Here is a 21,192-nt window from a genome sequence, read left to right on the forward strand (position 1 = left end):
GTGGCCCAGAAAAAGAAGAGGCCGACAGTCCTCTGGTTGTCCAGAGAACTGTCGGCCTCAGGTGAGCGGCGGAAGGGATTCGAACCCTCGACCCCGAGCTTGGGAAGCTCGTGCTCTACCAACTGAGCTACCACCGCGTCGCAAGCAGGGCCAAAGTAGGGAGCCGGGCGCTGCTTGTCAACGAGAAGTGTCAGCCCGGGCTATTCGCCCTCCTCGACGGTGAGCTGGTAGGCATCCTGGAAGTTCGCCTCGCGGTTGCGGGCGTCGCGGACCTCCAAGAGGTAGACACCGGGCTCGGCGCTGTAGCGGATGACCTCGGGCTGATCTCCCTTGGCGCGATCGGACGTCTGCACGAGCGCCAGCTTCCCGTCCTCGCCCAGACGGTGCAGGTACAGGCCCACGTCCACCTTGAGGATGCCCAGCAGCGTGGCCTTGATGGGGGTGCGCACGGGCCGGTCCGACAAATCCAACCGGTAGTAGTCCACGTCCTTGAGCGGGTAGACGGTGCCGCGCACCGCCTTGCCCGGGGTGAGCTCGGTGGCGCGGTCGGGCGCGTTGTTGGGCTCGCGCTCCTGGGTGCCGTCGTCGGGCACGGTGGTGATGGAGAGGCGGTAGGGCTGGTCCGCGTTCTCGTAGTCGCGCACCCACTTGCCCTTCTCGTCCTTGCGCGCGGCGCCTTGCACCCGGAAGTAGCAGGTGCCGCTGCACGCCACGTTGTTGAGGCGCTCGGGCTCCTTGATGGCGCCGTCGTTGGCCCGCTGGAGCACCGTCTCCTTCTGGCCCTCGCCCTCGGGGGCCTGCACCACGGACAGCTCCAGGTCCAGGCGCTCCACGCCGGACAGCTCCAGCCTGGCGAGCACCGGCTCGGCCGCCTTCAGGACGAAGTTGTCCGCGTCTCCCTTGGGCGAGATGAAGCCCTCCTTGAAGCCGGTCATCGGCAGGGGCGTGGCCTTGTACAGCTCGTCGTTGGGCTCGAGCTCCGCGTTGGCGCCGGCCTCCTCCAGGGACACCGTGAGCGAGTAGGCCTTCTCCGAGTTGAAGCCCCGCTTCGCGTCCTTGCCCGTGCCCGACCAGCCGCTCTTCACCACCACGTACACCACGCGATCGCTCGCCCGGACGCCGATGTTGCGCAGCGAGAAACCCTCACCCTCCTTGCCCTTGGGGGTGGTGAACAGGGGGGCCTCGGCCGCGGACAGCACCGACAGCTCCGGACGCACGCCCTCGATTCCGGTGAGCTCGATCTTCAGCGCCACCGCGGCGGGCTCCTCGGCGGCGGGCTGCAGGCCCTGGCCGGGAACGGGCACGGGGACCTGGAACCCGGAGGGATTCGCCGGCTGCGCGCCAGTCCCGGCCGGGGTGTTGCCCTCACCGGTGGGCGCATTCGCCGTCTCCTCGGGAGCGGGCGCTGTCTCGGAGGCACCTGGAGGAGGCGGGGTGCCGGTGCCCTCGGCGGGCTGCGCCTGGCCCGGGGCGGGCTGCTCGGCGCCGGGCGTGGCACCGGTGGCCCCTTCCGAGCCCGGAGCCGGGGCGGGGGCGGGGGCGGGGGCGGGGGCCGGGGGCGTGCCACCCCCCGGGGGCTCGGGCAGCTCCAGCCGGTACCAGTCCTCGTCGCCCGCGTGGCCGAGGAAGCCCGCCATGGCCTGGCCGAGCTGCAGCGGCGAGGCGTCCACGGCCCGGTCATTGGGCTCGCGCTCCACGCCGTCCTCGGCCATGTGGTAGCGCAGCTCGAGCGTATAGGCGCCGCCGGTGCCCTTGCGCGCCGAGAGCACGCGCACCCAGCGCTCGCGCTCGACGTAGAGGTTGGGGAAGCGCTCGGGCTTGCCGTCGCCCTCGCTGTTGATGGAGGCGCTGCGCACGCCGGGGGCGTCGTACACCTCCAGCACCACGTTGCCGCCGGGGATGCCGGACACGCTCACATCGGCCACGCGGGGGCTGTCCGGGGCGAGCCGGTACCAGTCCTCGTCGGGCTTGGAGGGATCCGCGCCCAGGCTGGCGCTCACCGTCGCGTCGCGCCCCAGCGTGACGGCCTGCTCGGGCCGGTCGTTGGGCTCCTTCTCGTTGAGCTGCTCGGGCCCGGTGACGACCGCTCCCGCATCGGGCGTCTCGGACTGCTTGGAGCAGCTGCTCGGGCAGCCGCCCAGCAACAGCGCGCACGGCCACACCCACCCCAGACGTCGCATTCCGTTCCCTCTTGGCATTCGAGCGCCTACTCAATCCCCTGGCGCCCGGGTGTCAAGGTTCGCCAACAGGCAACCCGACGCTTTCATCCCGGGAAGGGGACTGGAGGGAGGACAGAACGGGGGTGTTCCCGGCCCGCGCGAAACGGGCCCGGAAGGGGCGGGTGGAGAGAGGACGCTCGCGAGGGAGCGTCGGGGCGTCGCGTGCTAGCCGGCGGCCGTCTTCTTCTTGGCGCCGAAGTGGCGGAAGAAGTCGATGATCTCCTGCTCGGCGACCTGGGTGTCCGTGGCGTCGGCGAACTCCGACTCGAGGAAGATGCCACCACAAGACTCGCAGGTGTCGTAGTGCAGCGGGTGCTGACGATCACCACCGTCCACCCGGATGAGATCCACCTGGCACTCGGGACACTGGCCGGTGAGCGCTTCCGCGTCCACCTTGCCACCCTGGCTCTCGAGCCCGGGAAGGTTGTTGTGGAGGAGGATCCGGTTGAGATCCGCGACGTCAATCCACAGCCCGCCGCACTCTCCACACTTGCGCAGCGTCTCGTGGTCGCTTTCGAGCTCGGCCATCTCGACGCTGCAACCGGGGCAATTCATGGGGTGGGTCATTCTCCTGTAGGGGGAAGCTTCGCTCCCGTGGGGGGCGTCCAGGGAAGCGTGTTGCTCCCTGGACGTTCAGAGAATGATAGGTCGCATGATTTTTGAGATGCAACCCAACCGCGCCAATGTGTTCACGAGCACCTACCCGGGGACCCCCAGGACCAGGCCTCCACCCGGCGCCGCTAGGCCTTCACCCGGCGGATATCGGCCCCCAGCTTGCGGAGTTTGCGCTCCAGCCGCTCGTAGCCGCGGTCCAGGTGGTAGATGCGCTGGACCTCGGTCTTGCCCTCGGCGCGCAGGCCGGCCAGGACGAGCGAGGCACTGGCGCGCAGGTCCGTGGCCATCACGGGGGCGCCAGACAGGCGCTTGACCCCCTTCACCACGGCCGTGTGGCCTTGGATGGTGATGTCCGCCCCCATGCGGTGCAGCTCCGGCACGTGCATGAAGCGGTTCTCGAAGATGCTCTCCGAGATGACGGAGGTGCCGCTGGCCACCGTCATCAGCCCCATCAGCTGGGCCTGCATGTCGGTGGGGAAGCCGGGGTGCTCGGTCGTCTTCACGTCCACCGAGTTGAGGACCTTGGGGCCCTTCACGCGCAGGCCGTTGTCCTCGGAGGTGATGGTGCAGCCCGTCTCGCGCAGCTTGAGGATGACGGACTCCAGGTGCTCGGGCACGGCGTGCTTGACGAGCACGTTGCCGCCGGTGATGGCCGCGGCGACCATGAGCGTGCCCGCCTCGATCCGGTCCGGGAGGATGGCGTGCTCCACCGGCTCGAGGGCGTCCACCCCCTCGATGGTGATGACGGAGGTGCCCGCGCCCTCGATCCGGGCGCCCATCTTGTTGAGGACCCGGGCGAGCTCCTCGATCTCGGGCTCGCGCGCGCAGTTCTCCAGCACGGAGCGGCCCTTGGCCAGCACGGCGGCCATCATCACGTTCTCGGTGCCCGTGACGGTGATGACGTCGAAGTTGACGGTGCCGCCCTTGAGCTGTTTGGCGCGGGCCTCGACGTAGCCCTCGGTGAGGGTGATGTCGGCGCCCAGGGCCTTGAGGCCCTTGAGGTGCTGGTCGATGGGACGCGCGCCGATGGCGCAGCCGCCCGGCATGGACACGCGGGCGCGGCCGAAGCGGGCCAACAGCGGGCCGAGCACCAGCACCGAGGCGCGCATCGTCTTCACCAGATCATACGGAGCCTCGGGGGTGATGGGCCCCTCGATGGCCACCTCGCACACGTCCTTCTTGCGGCCCTCGAGCCGCGCGGTGCCACAGCCCATGGTCTCCAGCACCTTGAGCATGGTCTTCACGTCGGCCAGGTCCGGCACGTTGCGGTAGACGCTCTTGCCGTCCGCCAGCAGTGCCGAGGCGAGGATGGGGAGCGCCGCGTTCTTCGCGCCCGACACGTTCACTTCGCCCTGCAGCGGGCGGCCACCCTTCACGATGATCTTGTCCATCTGTCCCGTCTCACCCCTGTGGCCCGGCGGCCACGGGTTGTGTCCCAAAAGCGAGGCGATCCCGCCGCTCGAGGTCCTTCTCCACGCGCGCGTCCTCATAGCCCGCGGCCTGGAGCAGCCCCTTGACGGCGGCACCCTGAGTCTCGCCGATCTCCATTGCAAGCAGTCCGCCAGGCTTGAGGACCCGGCGGGCTCCCTCGATCACCTTGCGGATGAGCACCAGCCCGTCCGCTCCCCCGTCCAGCGCCATGTGGGGCTCGCGGCGCACCTCGGCGGACAGGCCCGGAATCTCCCCCGAGGCGATGTAGGGGGGATTGGACACCACCACGTCGAAGCGGGCGTCCGGAGGCAGGGGGGCGTAGAGGTTGCCCTGGAGCACCGTCACCCGGTCCGCCACGCCGAGCGCCTGGGCGTTCTCCCGGGCGAGCGCGCAGGCCTCCGGGGAGAGGTCCGTGGCGAGGACGGTGGCCTGGGGGCGCTCGGCCGCGAGGCTGATGGCGATGCAGCCCGAGCCGGTGCACACGTCCAGCGCGGTGCCGGGGCCGTCCTTGGGCAGCTGGTGCAGGGCGGCCTCCACGAGCAGCTCCGTCTCGGGCCGGGGGATGAGCACCCGCGGGTCCACCTTGAAGGGGCGGTTGTAGAACTCGCGCACGCCGGTGAGGTACTGGGTGGGCTCGCCGGCCAGGCGCCGCTCGATGAGGGCGCGGAAGGTGGTGAGCTCCGCCTTCTCCAGGGGCCGGTCCAGGTCCACGTACAGGCGCACCCGGGTCGTCTTCAGCACGTGGGCGAGCAGCACCTCGGTGGTGAGCCGGGGCGCGTCCACGCCCTTCTTCTCGAAGTGCTGCGTCGTCCAGGTGAGGAGTTTACGGAGGGTCCAGGGCTCGCTCATGCGCCTTTGCCGGGGCCTCCGCCCACCTGCTCCTTGAGGGCTTCGGCCTGGTAGTGGGTGCGGCAGGCGGTGATGACGTCCTCGACACCCCCGGACATGATGGCCGGCAGGTTGTGCACCGTGAGGCCGATGCGGTGATCCGTCAGCCGGTCCTGCGGGAAGTTGTAGGTGCGGATCTTCTCCGAGCGGTCGCCCGTGCCCACCTGGCCGCGGCGCATGGAGTCGCGCTCGTTGCGGATGCGCTCCTGTTCAATCTCGTAGAGCTTGGCGCGCAGCATGCGCTCGGCCATGGCGCGGTTCTTCGTCTGGCTCTTCTCCTGCTGGCACTTCACCACGATGCCCGAGGGCTTGTGGATGAGGCGCACCGCGGAGTCCGTCGTGTTCACGCTCTGGCCGCCCGCGCCCGTCGAGCGCATCACCTGCATCTCGATGTCGGCCGGGTTGAGCTTGATGTCCACGTCCTCGGCCTCGGGCATCACCGACACGGTGATGGTGGAGGTGTGGATGCGGCCCTGGGCCTCGGTGGCCGGCACGCGCTGCACGCGGTGCACGCCCGACTCGTACTTCATGTGGCTGTAGACGCCGTCGCCCGAGAGCATGATGGTGACGTCCTTGACGCCGCCCACGCTGCCCGCGCCCATGTCGATGATCTCCGACTTCCAGCCCTTGCGGTCGGCGTAGCGGAGGTACATCTGCATGACCTCCTCGGCGAACAGGCCGGCCTCGTCGCCGCCGGCGCCCGCGCGGATCTCCATGATGACGTTCTTCTCGTCATTGGGATCCTTGGGCAGCAGGAGGATTTTGAGCTGGCCCTCGAACTCCTCGCGCTGCTCCTTGAGGCCGGGGAGCGCCTCGCGGGCGTAGGCCTTCTCGTCGGGGTCCGAGCTGCCGAGCCAGGCCTCGACCTCCTTGAGGTCGGCGAGCACCTTGCGGTACGCCCGGAAGGTCTCCACCAGCTTCTCCAGGGCGGCGCGCTCCTTGGAGACGCGCTGGAGCTTCGCCGTGTCGGAGATGATGTCCGGGTTGGACAGGTCGGCGGTGAGGCGCTCGAACTTGCGCTCCACCTCTTCGAGTTTGTCAATCATCGGTCTGGTTCGGGGTTGTGCCCCGTTGTCTGGCCACAGGCAAGGCCGGACGGGGTCAAGAAATTCCGTGGACTTCCGGGCCGGGAGCGTGAAAAAAGGGCGGTCTGCTGCCGCCAATGCGGCCCACTTCCGCTCATACGGAGTACCAGAAGATGCCTGCCCAGAAGGGAAATCGCAGCAAGAAGAAGCTGTCCAACCGCGCTTCCTCGAAGAAGGCGTCGCTCAAGCGCCGCCGCGCTCGCGAGCGCCGCAAGTAGTTGCCTGCCTGCCTCCTCTCCTGGTCTCCGGGGGAGGGGGCGAGCACCCCTTTCCTCTGCGCCGGAGTCCACAGGGGCGGACCCCTCGGGGCAGCCTGAAGGTGGACCCGCCAGGCCCTCGTCGGGTGGGATGACTCTTCCTTGCGCCGTGAAACTCGCGGCGCCTACATTGCCCCGCGAATTCATGGCCCGGGAAACGGACAACATCGTACTCTCCGACGAGCACAACTCGCGCGGCATCGAACTGGCCGATCGCGGTTGGCTCGATGAGGCGATAAAGGAATTCAAGAAGGCGATCGACCTCGACCCGAGCTCCGCCCACGCGCACGACAACCTCGCCACCGTCTACGCCGAGAAGAAGCTCTTCCGCGAGGCCCTGGGCGAGTACCTCACCGCGCTCAAGCTCGAGCCGGAGAGCCCCACCGCCCACTACAACCTCGCCTGCTTCCTCTCCACGCATGCGGCCGAGATGGCGGTGACCGAGTACCGCGAGGCCATCGAGCTGGACCCCGAGTACCCCGACGCGCACCTCAACCTCGGCCTCACCTACGCGGACCAGGGCCGGATTGAAGACGCCATGCGCGAGCTGCAGACGGCCATCGAGCTGGACCCCCAAGACGCCTTCCCGCGGCACGAGCTCGCCGCGCTGCTGATGGACGAGGGGGACTACCGCTCGGCCATCACCCAGCTGAAGGAAGTGGTGCGCCTGGAGCCGGAGAACTTCGAGGCCCACCTGGACCTGGGCATCTGCTACGCGCAGAAGGGCTTCTACGCCGAGGCCGAGCGCTCGTACGACAAGGCGCGCGCCCTCAACGCCGAGGACTTGCTGCTCAACTACAACCTGGCCGCCCTCTATGCGCTGTGGGGCCGACGGCCGGATGCGTTGACGTACTTGCAGAAGGCCGTGGCGGCGGATCGCCAGAAGGTGCAGGGCTGGCTGGCCACGGATACGATGTTCGACTCCTTGAAGGGCGACCCGGAGTTCGAGGCGCTCTTCTGAGCGTCTGAGCTCCTCTATGGAATGGGTCTTCCTCGGACTGGCGATCCTGCTGGTCCTCGCCAATGGGTTCTTCGTGGCGACCGAGTTCGCCATCGTGAAGATCCGTCACACGCGCCTGCAGGCCATGGCGGACGACGGGCGGCCGGGTGCCAGCAACGCCCTGAAGATGGTGGAGAAGCTGGACGCCTACCTGTCCGCCACCCAGTTTGGCATCACCCTCGCGTCGCTGGGCCTGGGCTGGCTGGGTGAGCCGGCGTTCGCCCACCTGCTGGAGCCGGTGCTGACGCGGCTGGTGCCGGAGGCGGCGGGGGTGGCGCTGGCGCACTCGATAGCGGTGGCCGTGGCGTTCGCCATCATCACCTTCCTGCACATCGTGGTGGGAGAGCTGGCGCCCAAGAGCTTCGCCATCCAGCGCGCCGAGGAGACGACGCTCGCGGTGGCGCTGCCCATGCGCCTCTTCTACTTCGTCTTCTACCCGGCCATCTGGCTGCTCAACGGCGTGGCGGGCTGGGTGCTGAAGGCCTTCGGGCTGGGCACCGCGCACGAGTCCCACGACGCCCACAGCGAGGACGAGCTGCGCGTCATCCTCCACAGCTCGGCGCAGGCGGGCGCCATCACCACGGCGCGCGCGGAGCTGCTGGAGCGCTCGCTGGAGATGGCCCAGAAGGCGGCCCGCCAGGTGATGGTGCCGCGCAACCAGGTGAAGTTCCTCGACATGGAGGAGCCGCTGGACAAGTGCATCTCCGACGCGCGCGCCGCGGGCCACACGTGGCTGCCGGTGTGCCGGGGGAACATGGACGAGGTGGAGGGGGTGGTGAACGTGAAGGACCTCTTCTTCCTCCTCTCGCGCGGCGAGCTGCGCAGCCTGTCCCAGGTGCAGCGCCCGGTGCTGTATGTGCCGGAGCACGTGACGCTCGAGCAGCTGCTCAACGAGTTCCGCCGGCGGCGCCGTCAGACGGCCCTCGTGGTGGACGAGCACGGCGGCACGTCGGGGTTGGTGACGATCGCCGACGTGGTGGCCGAGGTGGTGGGGGACGTGGCCGAGCTGGGGCGGCGGGTGGACGAGGTGCGCTCGCTGCCGGGCGGACGCTTCGAGCTGCCGGGCACGGCCCAGCTGGACGACCTGGAGGACCGCCTGGACGTCTCGTTCGAAATCGAGGACGAGGACGTCGAGGTGACGACGATCGCGGGCTACATCATGGCCAGGCTGGGCCGAATCCCGGAGAAGGGGGACTCGCTCAAGCTGGACATGTGGCGCATCCAGGTGGAGGAGGTCGAGGGCCCGCGCGTGGTGCGCGTCACGGTCGAGCCCCAGGCAGGCCCGAAACCTCCCCCGGTGGTGGCCCCCGCGGATGCGTGAGCCGCGCTCGATTGTTGCCGCCGCGCATGTCTTCCCCGTCCCCGGCTTCCACCCCCGCCGCGCCCCCTCCTGGTGACTCCGGGGCGCCTGCTCTCCCGGTGGGGGAGGGGGCCGCCAGCGACACCAGGACATCCTCGCGCCGCATGATGCTGGTGGATGGGCTGCGCGGGTTCGCCGCGCTCGCCGTGGTGCTGCCGCACGCCGGTGGCCTCTTCTGGTTCGATGGGGCGGGGTGGCTGTCCGCGTGGATGGTGCGGGTGGCGACCCACGGGAAGCTCGGCGTCGAGGTGTTCTTCGCGCTCAGTGGCTTCGTCATCGCCTTCTCGCTGCGCCGCACCCGGCTGTCCCCCAGCGCCATCGGCAACTTCATCCTCCGGCGCTCGCTGCGCCTGGATCCTCCGTACTGGGTGGCTGTGGGCCTGATGTGCGGCTTCCTGCTCCTGCGCACGCTGATGACCGGGAAGCCCGCGGAGTGGCCCTCGGGGCCGCACCTGCTCTCGCACCTGCTCTACCTGCAGGACGTGCTGGGCTTCGGGCAGCTCAACGCCGCGTTCTGGACCCTGTGCATCGAGTTCCAGTTCTACCTGGCGTTCGCGGTGCTGCTGGGGCTCGCCCAGGCCCTCTCGCGCCGCTCGGGCCGCGAGGGCGTGCTGCCGCTGTTCTTCTCCGTCCTCTTCGTGCTGTCGCTGGCGTGGCCCTCGGGGCTGGTGCGCACGGCGTCCGATGCGGTCCACGTGCGGTACCTGCCTCCCCACCTGTTCGTCTTCCTGGCCGGTGCGCTCACGTGGTGGACGCTCGAGGGCCGCCTGCCCCGCGCCGTCTGGTACGCCTTCGCGCTCGGGTTGTGGGGCCTGTGCCTGTGGAAGCTCGATGGCCGCGTGTTCGTGACGGCCGCCACCGTGTCCATCCTCTACCTGGCCGGACGCCGCCAGCGGCTCTACTCGTGGCTCGCGGCCCGGCCCTTCCAGTACCTCGGCCGCGTCTCGTACAGCCTCTACCTCGTGCACGTGCCCATGTGCCTGCTCCTGCTGGCCGTGAAGGCGCGCGTCGCCCCGCCGTCGGACGCGGTGGCCCTGGCGTTCCTCGCGGCCGTCTTCGCGGTGAGCCTCGCCGCCGCCCACGTGCTGCACACCTGGGTGGAGGCGCCCTGCCTCGCGTGGACGCGGCGCCTCAAGCGCTGAGGCCCTCGGGCCCCTCCGGCGTCACCCGAAGTTGTAGGTGAAGTCGAGCCAGGGGATGGGGATGGGCACCTCCGGGATGCGCACTCCGCCGAGGTCCACCGACCAGTGCTCCCCGAAGAGGCGCAGCGCCAGGGAGTTGATCATCGGCAGTTGGTTGTCCGAGAGGCCCTCGAGAATGGTGGGCATCACCCAGTTCTCCGTGACGAGCGCGAGCGTCTGGGTCATCCGGACGTTGCCGCTGACCGCGACGATGTAGTGGCGGTTGAGGATCTCCTCGCCGCTGGCGAACGTGAGGGGCTTGCCCAGCGCCAGGGACACGTGCGCGGCCGGGGTGCCGTAGGTCGCCGTTCCGAACAGGAAGCCCATCCCGGCGCCCGAGCCATTCACCAGTCCGGGGAGGAAGAGGGCCTGCGCGCCGAGGGCCAGGTGCAGCCTGTCCGTCACCGAGCCGCCCACCTTGACGCCTCCGATGAGGTTGAAGCCGCCATCGGCCAGCCACGCGGGCACCACGGCGCCCACCTGCACGGTGATGTGGTCCGTCAGGCCGTAGTTCATGGAGCTGAAGAAGAGCTCCTTCTGGGAGAAGTAGCCCTCGCCCTGGCGCAGCATCATGCCGCTGGGCGCGTAGAGGTAGCGGGTGCGGTTGGGATCCTGGAACCAGACCTCGCCGTTGGCGCGGACCTGGGCGTGGGGCTCGGCTTCCACGCGCTCCACCTGCGTGGCCGGCAGCTCCAGGCGGCCGCCCGTCGCCAGCTCCACCACGACCACTCCCGCGTCCCGGTGCACCACCACGCCCCGCAGCTCCTGGCCGTCCTTCAAGGTGATGCGGGACAGCTCCCGTTTCTCGGGCGCCGTCTCCACCGCGCGAGCCTCCTCGGGCACCGGGGTGGGCGCGGCTTCGTCGGAGACGGGCGCGGCGGGGGCCGGGGACTCGGGGCGTGTGGCCTCCTGCTGCGTGAAGGTCAGCAGAATCGACAGGGCGAGGGAGGTCGTCGTCAGCATGCCGGCCTGTCTTGCAGTGCACGGGCCAGGACGCGCGGTGCCGCGATTCCCGGCACTTGCGGGACGGAGGGCCCGGCCCGTGTGCAGTGGGCTGCACGGGGCGCTGCGCACTGTTGTGCGTGGGCTCGTTGGCGGACTGTGCGCTGGCGCGTCCCGTGCGGCTTCTTCGCCTGCTCCACCCTGTAGCGAGGGGGGTCAGCCTGTAGCGACTGATAGCGGGCCCGCTCGCCTGGTGAGCGGCCGTGTCAGACCCAGCTGCTATGCCGCACGCGCCCGCTCCACCGAGGAGCGAGAGGGCAGGCAGGGGCCTGAACGTAGGTTGAAACGAATGAGCACAGGTAGGCTCCTTCTCCGCAGGTTCGACCCCCCGGTCGCCCGGCTGTTGGGCACCATGCTTGCCTGCTCGCATATCGTCACGCATGGCAGGGTCATGCTTGATCGGCTGAGATCCAGCGTGCTACTCGTCTGATCGCTCCGAAGCCGATTTTTCGGCCTCTGGCGCGCTTCCTCCCTCGCCTGCACACCTTTCGGGAGCCCGTTTCAACATGCGAATCAAGCGGCTGGACATCACCGGCTTCAAGTCGTTCATGGAGCGCAGCGTCTTCTCGTTCGATGACGGGGTGACGGGCATCGTCGGCCCCAACGGGTGCGGCAAGTCGAACGTGGTGGACTCCATCCGCTGGGTCATGGGCGAGCAGAGCGCCAAGAACCTGCGCGGCCGCGGCATGGAGGACGTCATCTTCAACGGCTCGGAGTCCAAGCCGCCCCTGTCCATGGCCGAGGTGTCCCTCACCTTCCACGTGGACGAGACGGACACCCTCCCGGCCCACCTCTCCGGCCTGTCCGAGGTCACCGTCACCCGCCGCCTCTTCCGCAGCGGCGAGTCCGAGTACCTCATCAACAAGACCACCTGCCGCCTGCTCGACATCACCGAGCTCTTCCTCGGCACCGGCGTGGGCACCAAGGCCTACTCCATCATCGAGCAGGGCCGCGTCGGCCTCATCGTCTCCAGCAAGCCCGAGGACCGGCGTCACCTCATCGAAGAGGCCGCGGGCGTCACCAAGTACAAGTCCCGCCGCAAGGCCGCCGAGCGCAAGCTGGAGGCCACCCAGGCCAACCTCCTGCGCGTCACCGATATCACCAGCGAGCTGGAGCGCCGCCTGGAGAGCCTCTCGCGCCAGTCCAAGAAGGGCGAGACGTACAAGAAGCTCAAGACGCGCATGCGGGAGATTGAATTGCACTCGGCCTCGCACCGCTTCCTGGAGCTGCACGCGGAGGCCAAGGTGCTCCAGGTGCGCCTGGAGAGCGTGGGCACCGAGGAGCGCGAGGGCCTGGAGAAGATGCGCGAGCTGGAGCTCGTCATCACCCACCGCCGCACCGAGCTGGAGACCGAGGCCCAGGCCCTGCAGTCGCTCGCCGCCGAGGTGCACACGCTGGAGAGCGCCGTGCAGCGCGCGGACCAGGACCTGGCCTACTGGCGCAAGGACCTGGAGGAGACGAGCGCCCGCGTCACCCAGTCCGAGACCGAGCTCAACGCTCTCAAGGCCCGCCAGTCCGGGGTGGCCGACACCATGGCCTCCCGCGAGGCGGAGCTCAGCAACATCGCCGGCTCGTGGAAGGAGGACGAGGTGGCCATGAAGGTGGCGCAGGAGGAGCTGCGCCGGGTGAGCCAGCTGCAGACGGAAATCTCCATGCGGCTGGAGCAGGAGCGCGCGGCGCTCGTCACCGTGGCCAGCCGCCTGGCCAACCACGAGAGCAACCTCGTCAACCTGGCCCGCCAGAAGACGGACCTGGAGGCCCGCCGCGCCCGCAACCGCGCCGAGGCCGACAGCCTGCGCCAGCAGGAGAAGCAGCTCGAGGACGTGCGCCAGCAGGTGGCCCGCCGGGTGGAGGAGAGCCGCCACCTGTCGATGGAGCTCGCCGAGCGCAAGGGCCACGAGGAAGAGGCCCTGATGCGTACGCGCCAGGCCTTCATGGAGAACGAGGTCCAGGTCATCGGCCTGCGCGAGGAGCTGAGTGACAAGCGCAGCCGGCTCGCCTCGCTGGAGGCGCTGCAGAAGGACTACGAGGGCTTCGACAAGGGCGTGCGCGCGGTGATGGTGCGCGCCGGCGAGGAGGCCCGCACCCAGGGCATCTTCGGCCTGGTGGCGGACGTGCTCTCCACCACGCCGCGCTATGAGCGCGCGGTGGAAGCCGTGCTCGGTGAGCGCCTCCAGCACGTCGTCGTGGAGAGCCGCGACAAGGGCGTGGAGCTGGTGGAGTACCTCAAGAACGACGCCGAGGGCCGCGGCAGCTTCCTGCCCGTGCCCCCGCCCGAGCGCGTGCCCTCCGTGGTGCAGCCGGACATGAGCCGCCCCGGCGTGCTGGCGCGCGCCCTGGACGAGGTGACGTGCGAGGAGTCGCTCCAGCCGGTGATGGGGCTGCTGCTCGGCGACGTGGTCATCGTGGAGGACCTGGCCGCCGCGAAGGCCTACGCGGACGCCGAGGGTGGGGCGTGCACGCTCGTCACCCTGGACGGTGAGGTGTTCCGCCCGGACGGCACCATCATCGGCGGCGAGCGCGAGGGCGCCGCAGTGGGCGCCCTGCAGAAGAAGCGTGAAATCGTCGAGCTGGCCGCCGAGGTGGCCCGGGTGGAGGAGCGCTACAACGAGATCCTCACCCGGCACTACACCCTGCAGAAGCAGATGGGGGACACGGAGGACGTCCTCAAGGGGCTCGCGAAGAACGTGCACGCCGAGGAGCTGAGCCTCGCCAGCCAGGAGAAGGACCTGCACAAGGCGAGCGAGGACCTGGCGCGGGTGCGCGACCGGTTGCGCGCGCTGGACGCCGAGGACGAGCAGCTCACGCAGATGTACGACGGGCTGGCGCACGAGGAGGAGAACAGCCGGGGCGAGGTGGCGCACGGCCAGGCGGACCGCGAGGGCCGCGAGGAGCGCGTGAAGCAGCTCGTCGGCGAGCTGGAGACGCTCAAGCAGCGCGGCGAGTCGGCCACGAGCAACCTCACCAGCCTCAAGGTGAAGGTGGCCGCCGGAGGCGAGCGCGGCGAGTCGGCGCGCAAGGAGCTGGAGAGCCTGCTGGCCCAGAAGGAGGAGATGGCCGGACGGGTGCGCAAGCTGGAGTCCACGGTGCGTGACGGCTCCTCGCGCGTGACGGAGTTCCAGCGCCGCATCTCCGAGACGGATCAGGAGCGCGCCAGGAAGGCCGAGGAGCTGCGGGTGACCTCCGGCGTGCTGGAGTCGCGGCGCACGGCGCATGGCACGGCCTCGGGCGAGGTGCGCGAGCAGGACAACGTGCTGCGCGAGCTGCGCACGAAGCTGGACGGCCTCACCCAGGGCCTGTCGCAGGGGACGCTGCGCGAGCGGGAGATCGCCCTGGAGCTGGAGCACCTGGTGGCGGGCATCCGCGAGCGCCACGCGACGGAGCTGCAGGAGGAGGTCCACCGCTACCACATGCTGCCGTCGCTGAGCGCCGAGGCCGAGCAGGAGCTGAAGGACCTGCGCGCCCAGGTGGAGAAGATGGGGGAGATCAACCTCACGGCCATCGACGAGCACACGGAGCTGGCGAAGCGCTCGGAGTTCCTGCTGGCGCAGAAGAAGGACCTGTCCGAGTCGATGGAGAAGCTGCAGGAGGCCATCCGCCGCATCGACGCGTCGAGCCGGGAGCGCTTCAAGCAGACGTTCGAGATCGTCAACGAAAAGTTCCAGGCCATCTTCCCGCGGCTGTTCGGCGGCGGGCGGGCGAGCCTGGTGCTGACGAACGAGGGGCAGGGTGGGGAGCCGGGCGTGGAGATCGTCGCGCAGCCGCCGGGCAAGAAGCTGCAGAGCATGAACCTGCTGTCGGGCGGCGAGAAGGCGCTGACGGCCGTGGCGCTCATCTTCGCCATCTTCCTCATCAAGCCGACGCCCTTCTGCCTCCTGGACGAGGTGGACGCGCCGCTGGATGAGGGCAACGTGGGCCGCTACAACGACATGGTGAAGGAGATGAGCAAGCAGTCGCAGTTCATCCTCATCACCCACAACAAGCGGACCATGGAAGTGGCGGACACGCTGTACGGCGTGACGATGGAGGAGCCGGGCATCTCCAAGCTGGTGAGCGTGAAGCTGCGCGAGGCCAAGGCCGCCAACGACAACGTCACCGCGGCCTGACCCCGGCGTCCCACCCCGCAAAGAAGAAGGCGCGGAACCCGGAGAGAGGGTCCCGCGCCTTCGTCGTTTCAAGCCCTGGCTCGAATCAGGTCGGGGATTCGGGCCGGGCGGAAGCGCGGACTACTTGCCGCTGCGCTCCTTGGGGCAGGCGTTCTGGTCGTCCGCGAGGCGCTTCTGCGCGTTGGCCAGGTCCTGCTGGGTGTTGTTGATGACCTCCTGGCTCTTGGTCTCGACCTCGCCCCAGGCCTGATCCTTGGCCTTGAGCTCGGTGGCGAGCGCCAGGGTGGCCTGGTCGACCTTGAGCTGCGAGTCGATGGCGTTCACCCAGCCCTGGGCCGAGTCCACCAGCGCCTTGCACTTGCCCTTCAGCTCGTCGATGAGCTTCCAGTCCTTGGTCTTCTGGTACTTCTGGACGATGGCGTCATAGGTCTCGGCGGCGTTGGCGCGGGCGCCGAAGGCGACGGCGGCCTTGGCCGAGCTCTGGTTGCGCACCAACTCGAGCTGGAAGAAGCGCAGCTCGGGGGGCAGGTCCGCGGCGGGCTCGGTGGCGTGCGAGTTGAAGTGGACGAAGCGGTAGCCGAACTTGAGCTGGTCCACCTCGAGCTGCGCCGGCACGGCCATCATCTTGGCCTGGAGGCAGGCGGCGAGCTGGTCTCCCTCGGGGGTGCCCACGGGCTCGAAGGTGATGCTGGCCGCGGTGGGCGAGCCCTTCTTCAGCTCCACGTTGGCCTTGAGCAGGGGCGGAGCCTTGTTGCCGAAGCTCGCGTAGCAGTCGCACCAGGTCGGCTGGGCCAGGCGCACGGCACCCGAGAAGTCCGAGCCGGGGTTGATGCCGAAGCGGACGCTGGGGCTGTTGGCGGCCTCGTGGACGAAGGTGCTCTCGGAGTCCACCGGCTGGGCGCCCTTGGGCAGCGGGGCGAGCGGGGCGGCCGCGTCCACCGCCTTCTGGATGCAGGCGGTGCCCTCGGGGGTGAGGTTCTCCCCGGAGACGGCGTGGGTGCCGCCCTGGTCGGTGACGGTGCTCTTCACCACCACGCGGGTGGTGTCGGCCTCACCGCGCGACTTGGGGTCCACCAGGCACTCCATCACCTGGGGGCGGGCGGCGAGCAGCGCACCCACGAGGATGCCCTGGTTGGCGGGCTGGGGAAGGGCGGTCGACCTGGACTGGCACACCGCCACGTCGAACGGGCCCTGGTTGGTGATGCGCATCCGCTCTTCCTTGGTCATCGGGCCCTGCTTCTTCTGGGCCGAGTCCTGGGTGGCGCAGCCACCCGCGGCGAGGAGGACGGAGGCGATGGCGATACGGCGCATCATGCGTGGGAATCTCCCTTGGGGTTGGGGCACAGCGGGGGCCTCATTTATCAAGACCCTCGGCGTTCTTGAGATCCTTCAACCGCAGCCCGTTCTTCTTCAGGAGGCGGTAGAGGCTCTGCATGGACAGGCCGGTGTGCTGCTCGGCCGTCTTCATGTCGAAGTTGGACACGCGCATGACCTCGGCGAAGTAGAGGCGCTCGAAGTCGGCCACCACGCGGTCCTTGGCCTCGTGGTAGGGCATGCCGGTGACGATGGCGGCGACGCTGGTGGTGGGCTGCTGGCCCTCCACCTTGCGCTCGGGCTGGGCCATGAAGTCCAGCCAGCTGACGTTGCCCGTCTCCTGCATGAGGGCGCCGCGCTCGAGCACGTTGCGCAGCTCGCGCACGTTGCCCGGCCAGTCGTAGCCCTCGAAGAGGGCGAGCGTCTGGGGGGTGAGCTCGAAGGAGGACTTGAGGCCGCGCAGCAGGGACTGGGCGAGCACGGGGATGTCCTCGCGCCGGGTGCGCAGCGGGGGCAGGCGCACGCGCGCCACGGCCAGCCGGTAGTAGAGGTCGGCGCGGAAGCGGCCCTGGCGCACGTCCTCCTCGAGGTTGCGGTGGGTGGAGGCGATGACGCGCACGTCCACCGGCACCGGGGCCCCGTCCAGCGAGGGCACCTCGCGCGACTCCAGCACGCGCAGCAGCTTGGGCTGCAGGGACAGGGGCAGCTCGCCCACCTCGTCCAGGAAGAGGGTGCCGCCCTGGGCCGCCTCGAAGACGCCCTTGGCCCCCTTCTCGTCGTCCTCGCCCGCGGAGCGCAGGCCGCCGAACAGCTCGCGCTCGGCCTTCTCCTCGGTGATGAGGTTGCAGTCCACCACCTTGAAGGGGCCGTGGCGCCGCATGGAGTGCTGGTGCACGGCGCGCGCCGCCAGCTCCTTGCCGGTGCCCGTCTCGCCCTCCAGCAGCAGGTTCATGTCCTCGCGCGCGATGCCGCGCAGCTGCGCGAAGACGACGCGCATCTTCTCCGAGGTGCCCACCAGCGAGCCGAAGGCGTCCGCGCCGCCGGAAACCTCCACCTCCGTGGCGCGCGACTCCTGCTTGATGGTGAGCTTCGTCTTGCCCAGCAGCACCTTGTCGCCCGGCTCCAGCATCACCTGGAGCACCCGGTGGCCGTCCAGGAAGGTGCCGTTGCGGCTGCCCAGGTCGCGCAGGATGATGCCCTGGCCCGTGCGCTCGAGCTCCAGATGCCGGCGGCTCACCGTCTGGTCACTGAGCACCAGGTCGGTGGCGGGATCCGAGCCCACGCGCAGCAGCGCATCCTGCGTGGTGACCTTCTTGCCCTTATCCGGGCCGGACACCACCTCCACCGTCCACTCCCGCACCTGAATCCGCGTCGAGCGTGCTTCGCCCGTCTGTACGGTCAGCGTGAATTCCGGCCTGTCGTCGATCATTGGCGTAGACCCTCCACCCCGGGGCGGCGGGCCGGTAGGACCGCCAGCGTCGCGGGAGTTCCCTGTTTATGGGGCTCGGCACGGCGGGGGCAAGCTTTAGTGCGCCGGGATGGACGTCTCAGGGCAGGAGCCGCTCGGCGAAGTCTCCCGCGGGCAGGCGGATCCGCACCTGAACGGGCGTGGGGGCGAAGCGCGCGCGAGCGAGGGCCTGGGGCAGGGCGGGGCCTCCATCCAGGCCCACCACCACCTCGCCGGGGGCGAGCTTTCCGCCCTCGGGGGCCTCCCGGACGTACAGGCCGGCCGGCATCCGGGCGAGCCGAGTCAGCGCGTCGGGCGCCAGGTCCGGGTTGGCGAAGCGCAGCCGCTGCTGGCGCACCACCTCCGCGTCCAGGGCGTCCATCGCGGCCAGCTGGGGGGAGAGCGGGGGGCGGCCCTCCTCGGCGTAGGAGAAGGCCTCCCAGGGCACCAGGAGCACCTCGCCGAGGGGTGGGGAGGGGCTCCGGGGCGGGCTCAGGGTGTCCTCCAGGGCCGCCAGCGCCTCGCGGGTGAGGCCCACCATCAACCGGGTGAGCTCCGGAGAGGGATCCGCGCCCTCGTCGGTGCGCTCGGCGAAGGGATCCGCCACCACCTCACCCGTCACCTCCACCAGCACGCGGCCGCTGGAGGGGTGCAGCACCTCCACGTGCCCCAGGAAGGTCGTCTCCTCCCCGGCGCCCGAGCCCACGGGACGGCCCTGGGCGTCATGCAATTCGCGCTGGAGCGTCTGGACGCGCCGCTCCGCCCAGGGGCGCAGGACGAGCCCCGCCTCGGGGCGCACCCCGTAGGAGACGAGCCGTGACAGCGCGTTGCTCGCCACCCACGCATTGTCGTCCTGAGGACGGTACAGCTTGAACTCGGAGGGGCCGAAGAAGAGGGCCTGCTCCCCGTAGACGGCGAGGGCCTCGGAGATGAGCCGTTGGCTCAGCTCGAAGGAGCGCCAGGCCGGCTCGGGCCAGCGGAAGCCAAAGGGGTACACCACCACGGCGTGGGCGGTGAGCTCGGGTGGGACGGCGCGTTGGGTGTGATAGGCCGTCTGGCACGCCACCCCCGAGAGGGCGGCGAGCAGCACGGCGCACAGCAGGGAGCCTCGGGCACGGTTCACGGGGCGGAAGTGAAGACGAACCGTCCCCGCGAATCCAGCCCCGGGCCGTGTGCTCCGCCGGGGCCGGGTGCCGCGAGCCGGGTGCTCCTAGTAGTTGGAAGGCGGATCGCTGGCCGGGAAGGACTCCTTGGAGCCCTCGTCCACGATGTCGTCACTCGGCTTGCCGCCGGACCTCACCTTGGCGTTGGTCTGGGCGCCGGACAGCTGCTCCGAGCTGATGCCCTGGGTGGCCTCGACCACCAGCTTCTTGCCGGCCTTCTTGCCGCCCTTCTGGGCGCCGCCGGTCTTCTGGCCGCCACTGGCCTGCACGCCCTCGGTGCGCATCAGCCGGGCCCCGAGCAGGTTCTTCGCGCGCTCGGCCAGGTCGCGCTGGGACTCCTGGTAGTCCTTGAAGAAGTCCACCAGCTCCTGGTCCCCGCTCTGCTCGGCGTCCTGGATGTACTGCCCCACCTCCGAGGCCGCCTGGAGACAGTGATAGAGCACGCTGATGACGTCGTAGTTCTCGTCCCGGGTGCCGGTGCCCTGTTCGCCTGCTTCCGCCATCGTCCACCTCCGTGAGGAAAATCGCTGGGGGCAACCTGCTCACGGCGGATGGGGGGTGCCCACGGGGCTCGGCTGGCCGCCTGCCCTGGGGACCTTGAATCGCTCGGCGAACGGCTCAGGCGAGCATCGGATCGAGCCGCCCCTCGCTCTCCAGGCGGGCCAGATCGCTGTAGCCGCCCACGTGGGTGTCGCCGATCCAGATCTGCGGCACGGTCCGTTGGCCGCTCATCTCCACCAACTTCGAGCGCATCTCGTCGTTGCTGGTGACGTCCAGCTCCTCGTACTTCACGCCCTTGCGCGTCAGCAGGTCCTTCGCGCGGACGCAGTAGCCGCAATAGGTGGTGGTGTAGATTTTGACGGGCTTCACGCGTGTCCTCCTCGTGTCTCTCTCCAAACTAAGAGGGCAGGGGGCCGCGTGCCACCCGATGGATGCCCGCTGGCTTCCCGGAAACGCGAACGGCCCCCGATTCCACGAGGGAACCGGAGGCCGTCGGGAGAACCGGAGCGCGGCGGGTACCGCGCTCCGATGCCCGGGTGGGGACTACATGCCCATGCCGCCCATGCCGCCCATGCCGCCCATGCCGCCCATGCCGCCGCCGGCGGGCATGTCCTTCTCGTCCTTCGGACGCTCGGCCACCATCGCCTCGGTGGTGAGCATCAGGGAGGCCACGGACGCCGCGTTCTGCAGCGCGTAGCGGCTCACCTTGGCCGGGTCGATGACGCCGGCGGCCAGGAGGTCCTCGTAGGTGCTGGTCGCGGCGTTGAAGCCGTACGAGCCCGTGCCCTCCTTGACCTTGTTCACGATCACGCTGCCCTCGAGGCCGCCGTTGGCGACGATCTGGCGCAGCGGCTCCTCGACGGAGCGGCGGATGATGTCCACGCCGAACTTCTCACCGGCGTCGACCTTGAGGGTGTCCAGGACCTTGGAGCAGCGCAGCAGGGCCACGCCACCGCCAGGAACCACGCCCTCCTCGACGGCGGCGCGGGTCGCGTTGAGCGCGTCCTCCACGCGAGCCTTCTTCTCCTTCATCTCGGTCTCGGTCGCGGCGCCCACGTTGATGACGGCCACGCCGCCCACCAGCTTCGCCAGACGCTCCTGGAGCTTCTCGCGATCGTAGTCGCTGCTGGTCTCCTCGATCTGGGCGCGGATCTGCTTCACGCGCGCCTCGATGTCCTTCTGCACGCCCGCACCGTCGACGATGGTGGTGTTGTCCTTGTCGATGGTGATGCGCTTGGCGCGGCCCAGATCCTGGAGCGTCAGCGTCTCCATCTTGATGCCCAGGTCCTCGGCGATCATCCGGCCGCCCGTCAGGGTGGCGATGTCCTCGAGCATGGCCTTGCGGCGGTCACCGAAGCCCGGCGCCTTCACCGCCGCCACGTTGAGCACGCCGCGGATCTTGTTCACCACCAGGGTGGCCAGGGCCTCGCCCTCGATGTCCTCGGCGATGATCAGCAGCGGCTTGCCGGAGCGGGCCACCTGCTCGAGGATGGGGAGCATGTCCTTCATCGAGGAGATCTTCTTCTCGTTGATGAGGATGAGGCAGTCGTTGAGGACGACCTCCATGCGCTCCGGGTCCGTCACGAAGTACGGGGAGAGGTAGCCGCGGTCGAACTGCATGCC

The 21,192-nt window shown here is 69.5% G+C and carries 16 protein-coding genes and 1 tRNA gene; 4 read left to right on the plus strand and 13 right to left on the minus strand.

Annotated elements, in window-relative coordinates:
• Nucleotides 1-64: 64 nt before the first annotated feature.
• From ACJ8AN_RS35195 to prfA, 6 genes are all read right to left on the minus strand, one after another.
• Nucleotides 65-137 (minus strand) — tRNA-Gly (locus ACJ8AN_RS35195).
• Between the two features lie 63 nt (nucleotides 138-200).
• Complete coding sequence (locus tag ACJ8AN_RS35200) at nucleotides 201-2,180, minus strand: ABC transporter substrate-binding protein (RefSeq protein ID WP_407759948.1); 1,980 nt, start codon at nucleotides 2,178-2,180, stop codon at nucleotides 201-203.
• Between the two features lie 204 nt (nucleotides 2,181-2,384).
• Nucleotides 2,385-2,774, minus strand: coding sequence for a zf-TFIIB domain-containing protein (locus tag ACJ8AN_RS35205; protein ID WP_407759949.1), 390 nt, complete (start codon nucleotides 2,772-2,774; stop codon nucleotides 2,385-2,387).
• Between the two features lie 185 nt (nucleotides 2,775-2,959).
• The gene (gene murA, locus ACJ8AN_RS35210; protein WP_407759950.1) at nucleotides 2,960-4,225 is read right to left on the minus strand and encodes a UDP-N-acetylglucosamine 1-carboxyvinyltransferase; all 1,266 of its coding nucleotides are present in this window, start codon (nucleotides 4,223-4,225) and stop codon (nucleotides 2,960-2,962) included.
• 10 nt (nucleotides 4,226-4,235) lie between these two features.
• Nucleotides 4,236-5,114: a peptide chain release factor N(5)-glutamine methyltransferase gene (gene prmC / locus ACJ8AN_RS35215; protein WP_407759951.1), complete on the minus strand. Its 879-nt coding sequence runs from the start codon at nucleotides 5,112-5,114 to the stop codon at nucleotides 4,236-4,238.
• The gene (prfA, locus tag ACJ8AN_RS35220; protein WP_407759952.1) at nucleotides 5,111-6,199 is read right to left on the minus strand and encodes a peptide chain release factor 1; all 1,089 of its coding nucleotides are present in this window, start codon (nucleotides 6,197-6,199) and stop codon (nucleotides 5,111-5,113) included. The genes prmC and prfA overlap by 4 nt, the downstream gene beginning before the upstream one ends.
• A gap of 441 nt (nucleotides 6,200-6,640) precedes the next feature.
• Here prfA and ACJ8AN_RS35225 point away from each other — a divergent pair, with 441 nt between their 5' ends.
• The 3 genes from ACJ8AN_RS35225 (at nucleotide 6,641) to ACJ8AN_RS35235 (ending at nucleotide 9,997) form a co-directional block, all read left to right on the plus strand.
• Nucleotides 6,641-7,456, plus strand: coding sequence for a tetratricopeptide repeat protein (locus ACJ8AN_RS35225; protein WP_407759953.1), 816 nt, complete (start codon nucleotides 6,641-6,643; stop codon nucleotides 7,454-7,456).
• A 16-nt stretch (nucleotides 7,457-7,472) separates the two neighbouring features.
• Nucleotides 7,473-8,816 carry a hemolysin family protein gene (locus tag ACJ8AN_RS35230; protein ID WP_407759954.1) on the plus strand — a complete coding sequence of 448 codons (1,344 nt, stop codon included), beginning with the start codon at nucleotides 7,473-7,475 and terminating at the stop codon, nucleotides 8,814-8,816.
• Between the two features lie 143 nt (nucleotides 8,817-8,959).
• Entirely contained in the window at nucleotides 8,960-9,997 is a 1,038-nt protein-coding gene (locus ACJ8AN_RS35235; protein WP_407759955.1) for an acyltransferase family protein, read from the plus strand.
• 21 nt (nucleotides 9,998-10,018) lie between these two features.
• Here ACJ8AN_RS35235 and ACJ8AN_RS35240 read toward each other — a convergent pair whose 3' ends face one another.
• Nucleotides 10,019-10,999: a hypothetical protein gene (locus ACJ8AN_RS35240; protein WP_407759956.1), complete on the minus strand. Its 981-nt coding sequence runs from the start codon at nucleotides 10,997-10,999 to the stop codon at nucleotides 10,019-10,021.
• Nucleotides 11,000-11,544: 545 nt separating this feature from the next.
• On the opposite strand from ACJ8AN_RS35240, the gene smc reads away from it, so the two are divergent.
• Nucleotides 11,545-15,144: a chromosome segregation protein SMC gene (gene smc / locus ACJ8AN_RS35245; RefSeq protein WP_407759957.1), complete on the plus strand. Its 3,600-nt coding sequence runs from the start codon at nucleotides 11,545-11,547 to the stop codon at nucleotides 15,142-15,144.
• 120 nt (nucleotides 15,145-15,264) lie between these two features.
• Here smc and ACJ8AN_RS35250 read toward each other — a convergent pair whose 3' ends face one another.
• From ACJ8AN_RS35250 to groEL, 6 genes are all read right to left on the minus strand, one after another.
• Nucleotides 15,265-16,458 (minus strand): hypothetical protein, encoded by a 1,194-nt coding sequence (locus ACJ8AN_RS35250; protein ID WP_407759958.1) that lies wholly within the window; start codon nucleotides 16,456-16,458, stop codon nucleotides 15,265-15,267.
• Between the two features lie 40 nt (nucleotides 16,459-16,498).
• A complete protein-coding gene (locus tag ACJ8AN_RS35255) occupies nucleotides 16,499-17,887 on the minus strand; it encodes a sigma 54-interacting transcriptional regulator (protein WP_407759959.1) in 1,389 nt (462 codons plus the stop codon).
• 118 nt (nucleotides 17,888-18,005) lie between these two features.
• Nucleotides 18,006-19,028 carry a hypothetical protein gene (locus ACJ8AN_RS35260; protein ID WP_407759960.1) on the minus strand — a complete coding sequence of 341 codons (1,023 nt, stop codon included), beginning with the start codon at nucleotides 19,026-19,028 and terminating at the stop codon, nucleotides 18,006-18,008.
• Between the two features lie 87 nt (nucleotides 19,029-19,115).
• Complete coding sequence (locus ACJ8AN_RS35265) at nucleotides 19,116-19,571, minus strand: hypothetical protein (RefSeq protein ID WP_407759961.1); 456 nt, start codon at nucleotides 19,569-19,571, stop codon at nucleotides 19,116-19,118.
• A 115-nt stretch (nucleotides 19,572-19,686) separates the two neighbouring features.
• On the minus strand, nucleotides 19,687-19,938 hold the full coding sequence (gene grxC / locus ACJ8AN_RS35270) for a glutaredoxin 3 (protein WP_407759962.1): 252 nt from the start codon (nucleotides 19,936-19,938) through the stop codon (nucleotides 19,687-19,689).
• Nucleotides 19,939-20,112: 174 nt separating this feature from the next.
• A partial coding sequence (gene groEL / locus ACJ8AN_RS35275; RefSeq protein WP_407759963.1) for a chaperonin GroEL occupies nucleotides 20,113-21,192 on the minus strand: 1,080 nt, incomplete at its 5' end.

The organism is Archangium sp. (genome assembly GCF_045802675.1).
GTDB lineage: Bacteria > Myxococcota > Myxococcia > Myxococcales > Myxococcaceae > Archangium.

Coding starts and splice junctions, on each gene's coding strand:
- murA (WP_407759950.1), bottom strand. CDS start 4,225: ATGGACAAGATCATCGTGAAGGGTGGCCGCCCGCTGCAGGGCGAAGTG.
- ACJ8AN_RS35255 (WP_407759959.1), bottom strand. CDS start 17,887: ATGATCGACGACAGGCCGGAATTCACGCTGACCGTACAGACGGGCGAA.
- ACJ8AN_RS35235 (WP_407759955.1), top strand. CDS start 8,960: ATGATGCTGGTGGATGGGCTGCGCGGGTTCGCCGCGCTCGCCGTGGTG.
- ACJ8AN_RS35240 (WP_407759956.1), bottom strand. CDS start 10,999: ATGCTGACGACGACCTCCCTCGCCCTGTCGATTCTGCTGACCTTCACG.
- ACJ8AN_RS35265 (WP_407759961.1), bottom strand. CDS start 19,571: ATGGCGGAAGCAGGCGAACAGGGCACCGGCACCCGGGACGAGAACTAC.
- prmC (WP_407759951.1), bottom strand. CDS start 5,114: ATGAGCGAGCCCTGGACCCTCCGTAAACTCCTCACCTGGACGACGCAG.
- ACJ8AN_RS35200 (WP_407759948.1), bottom strand. CDS start 2,180: ATGCGACGTCTGGGGTGGGTGTGGCCGTGCGCGCTGTTGCTGGGCGGC.
- prfA (WP_407759952.1), bottom strand. CDS start 6,199: ATGATTGACAAACTCGAAGAGGTGGAGCGCAAGTTCGAGCGCCTCACC.
- ACJ8AN_RS35230 (WP_407759954.1), top strand. CDS start 7,473: ATGGAATGGGTCTTCCTCGGACTGGCGATCCTGCTGGTCCTCGCCAAT.
- smc (WP_407759957.1), top strand. CDS start 11,545: ATGCGAATCAAGCGGCTGGACATCACCGGCTTCAAGTCGTTCATGGAG.
- ACJ8AN_RS35205 (WP_407759949.1), bottom strand. CDS start 2,774: ATGAATTGCCCCGGTTGCAGCGTCGAGATGGCCGAGCTCGAAAGCGAC.
- ACJ8AN_RS35225 (WP_407759953.1), top strand. CDS start 6,641: ATGGCCCGGGAAACGGACAACATCGTACTCTCCGACGAGCACAACTCG.
- ACJ8AN_RS35250 (WP_407759958.1), bottom strand. CDS start 16,458: ATGATGCGCCGTATCGCCATCGCCTCCGTCCTCCTCGCCGCGGGTGGC.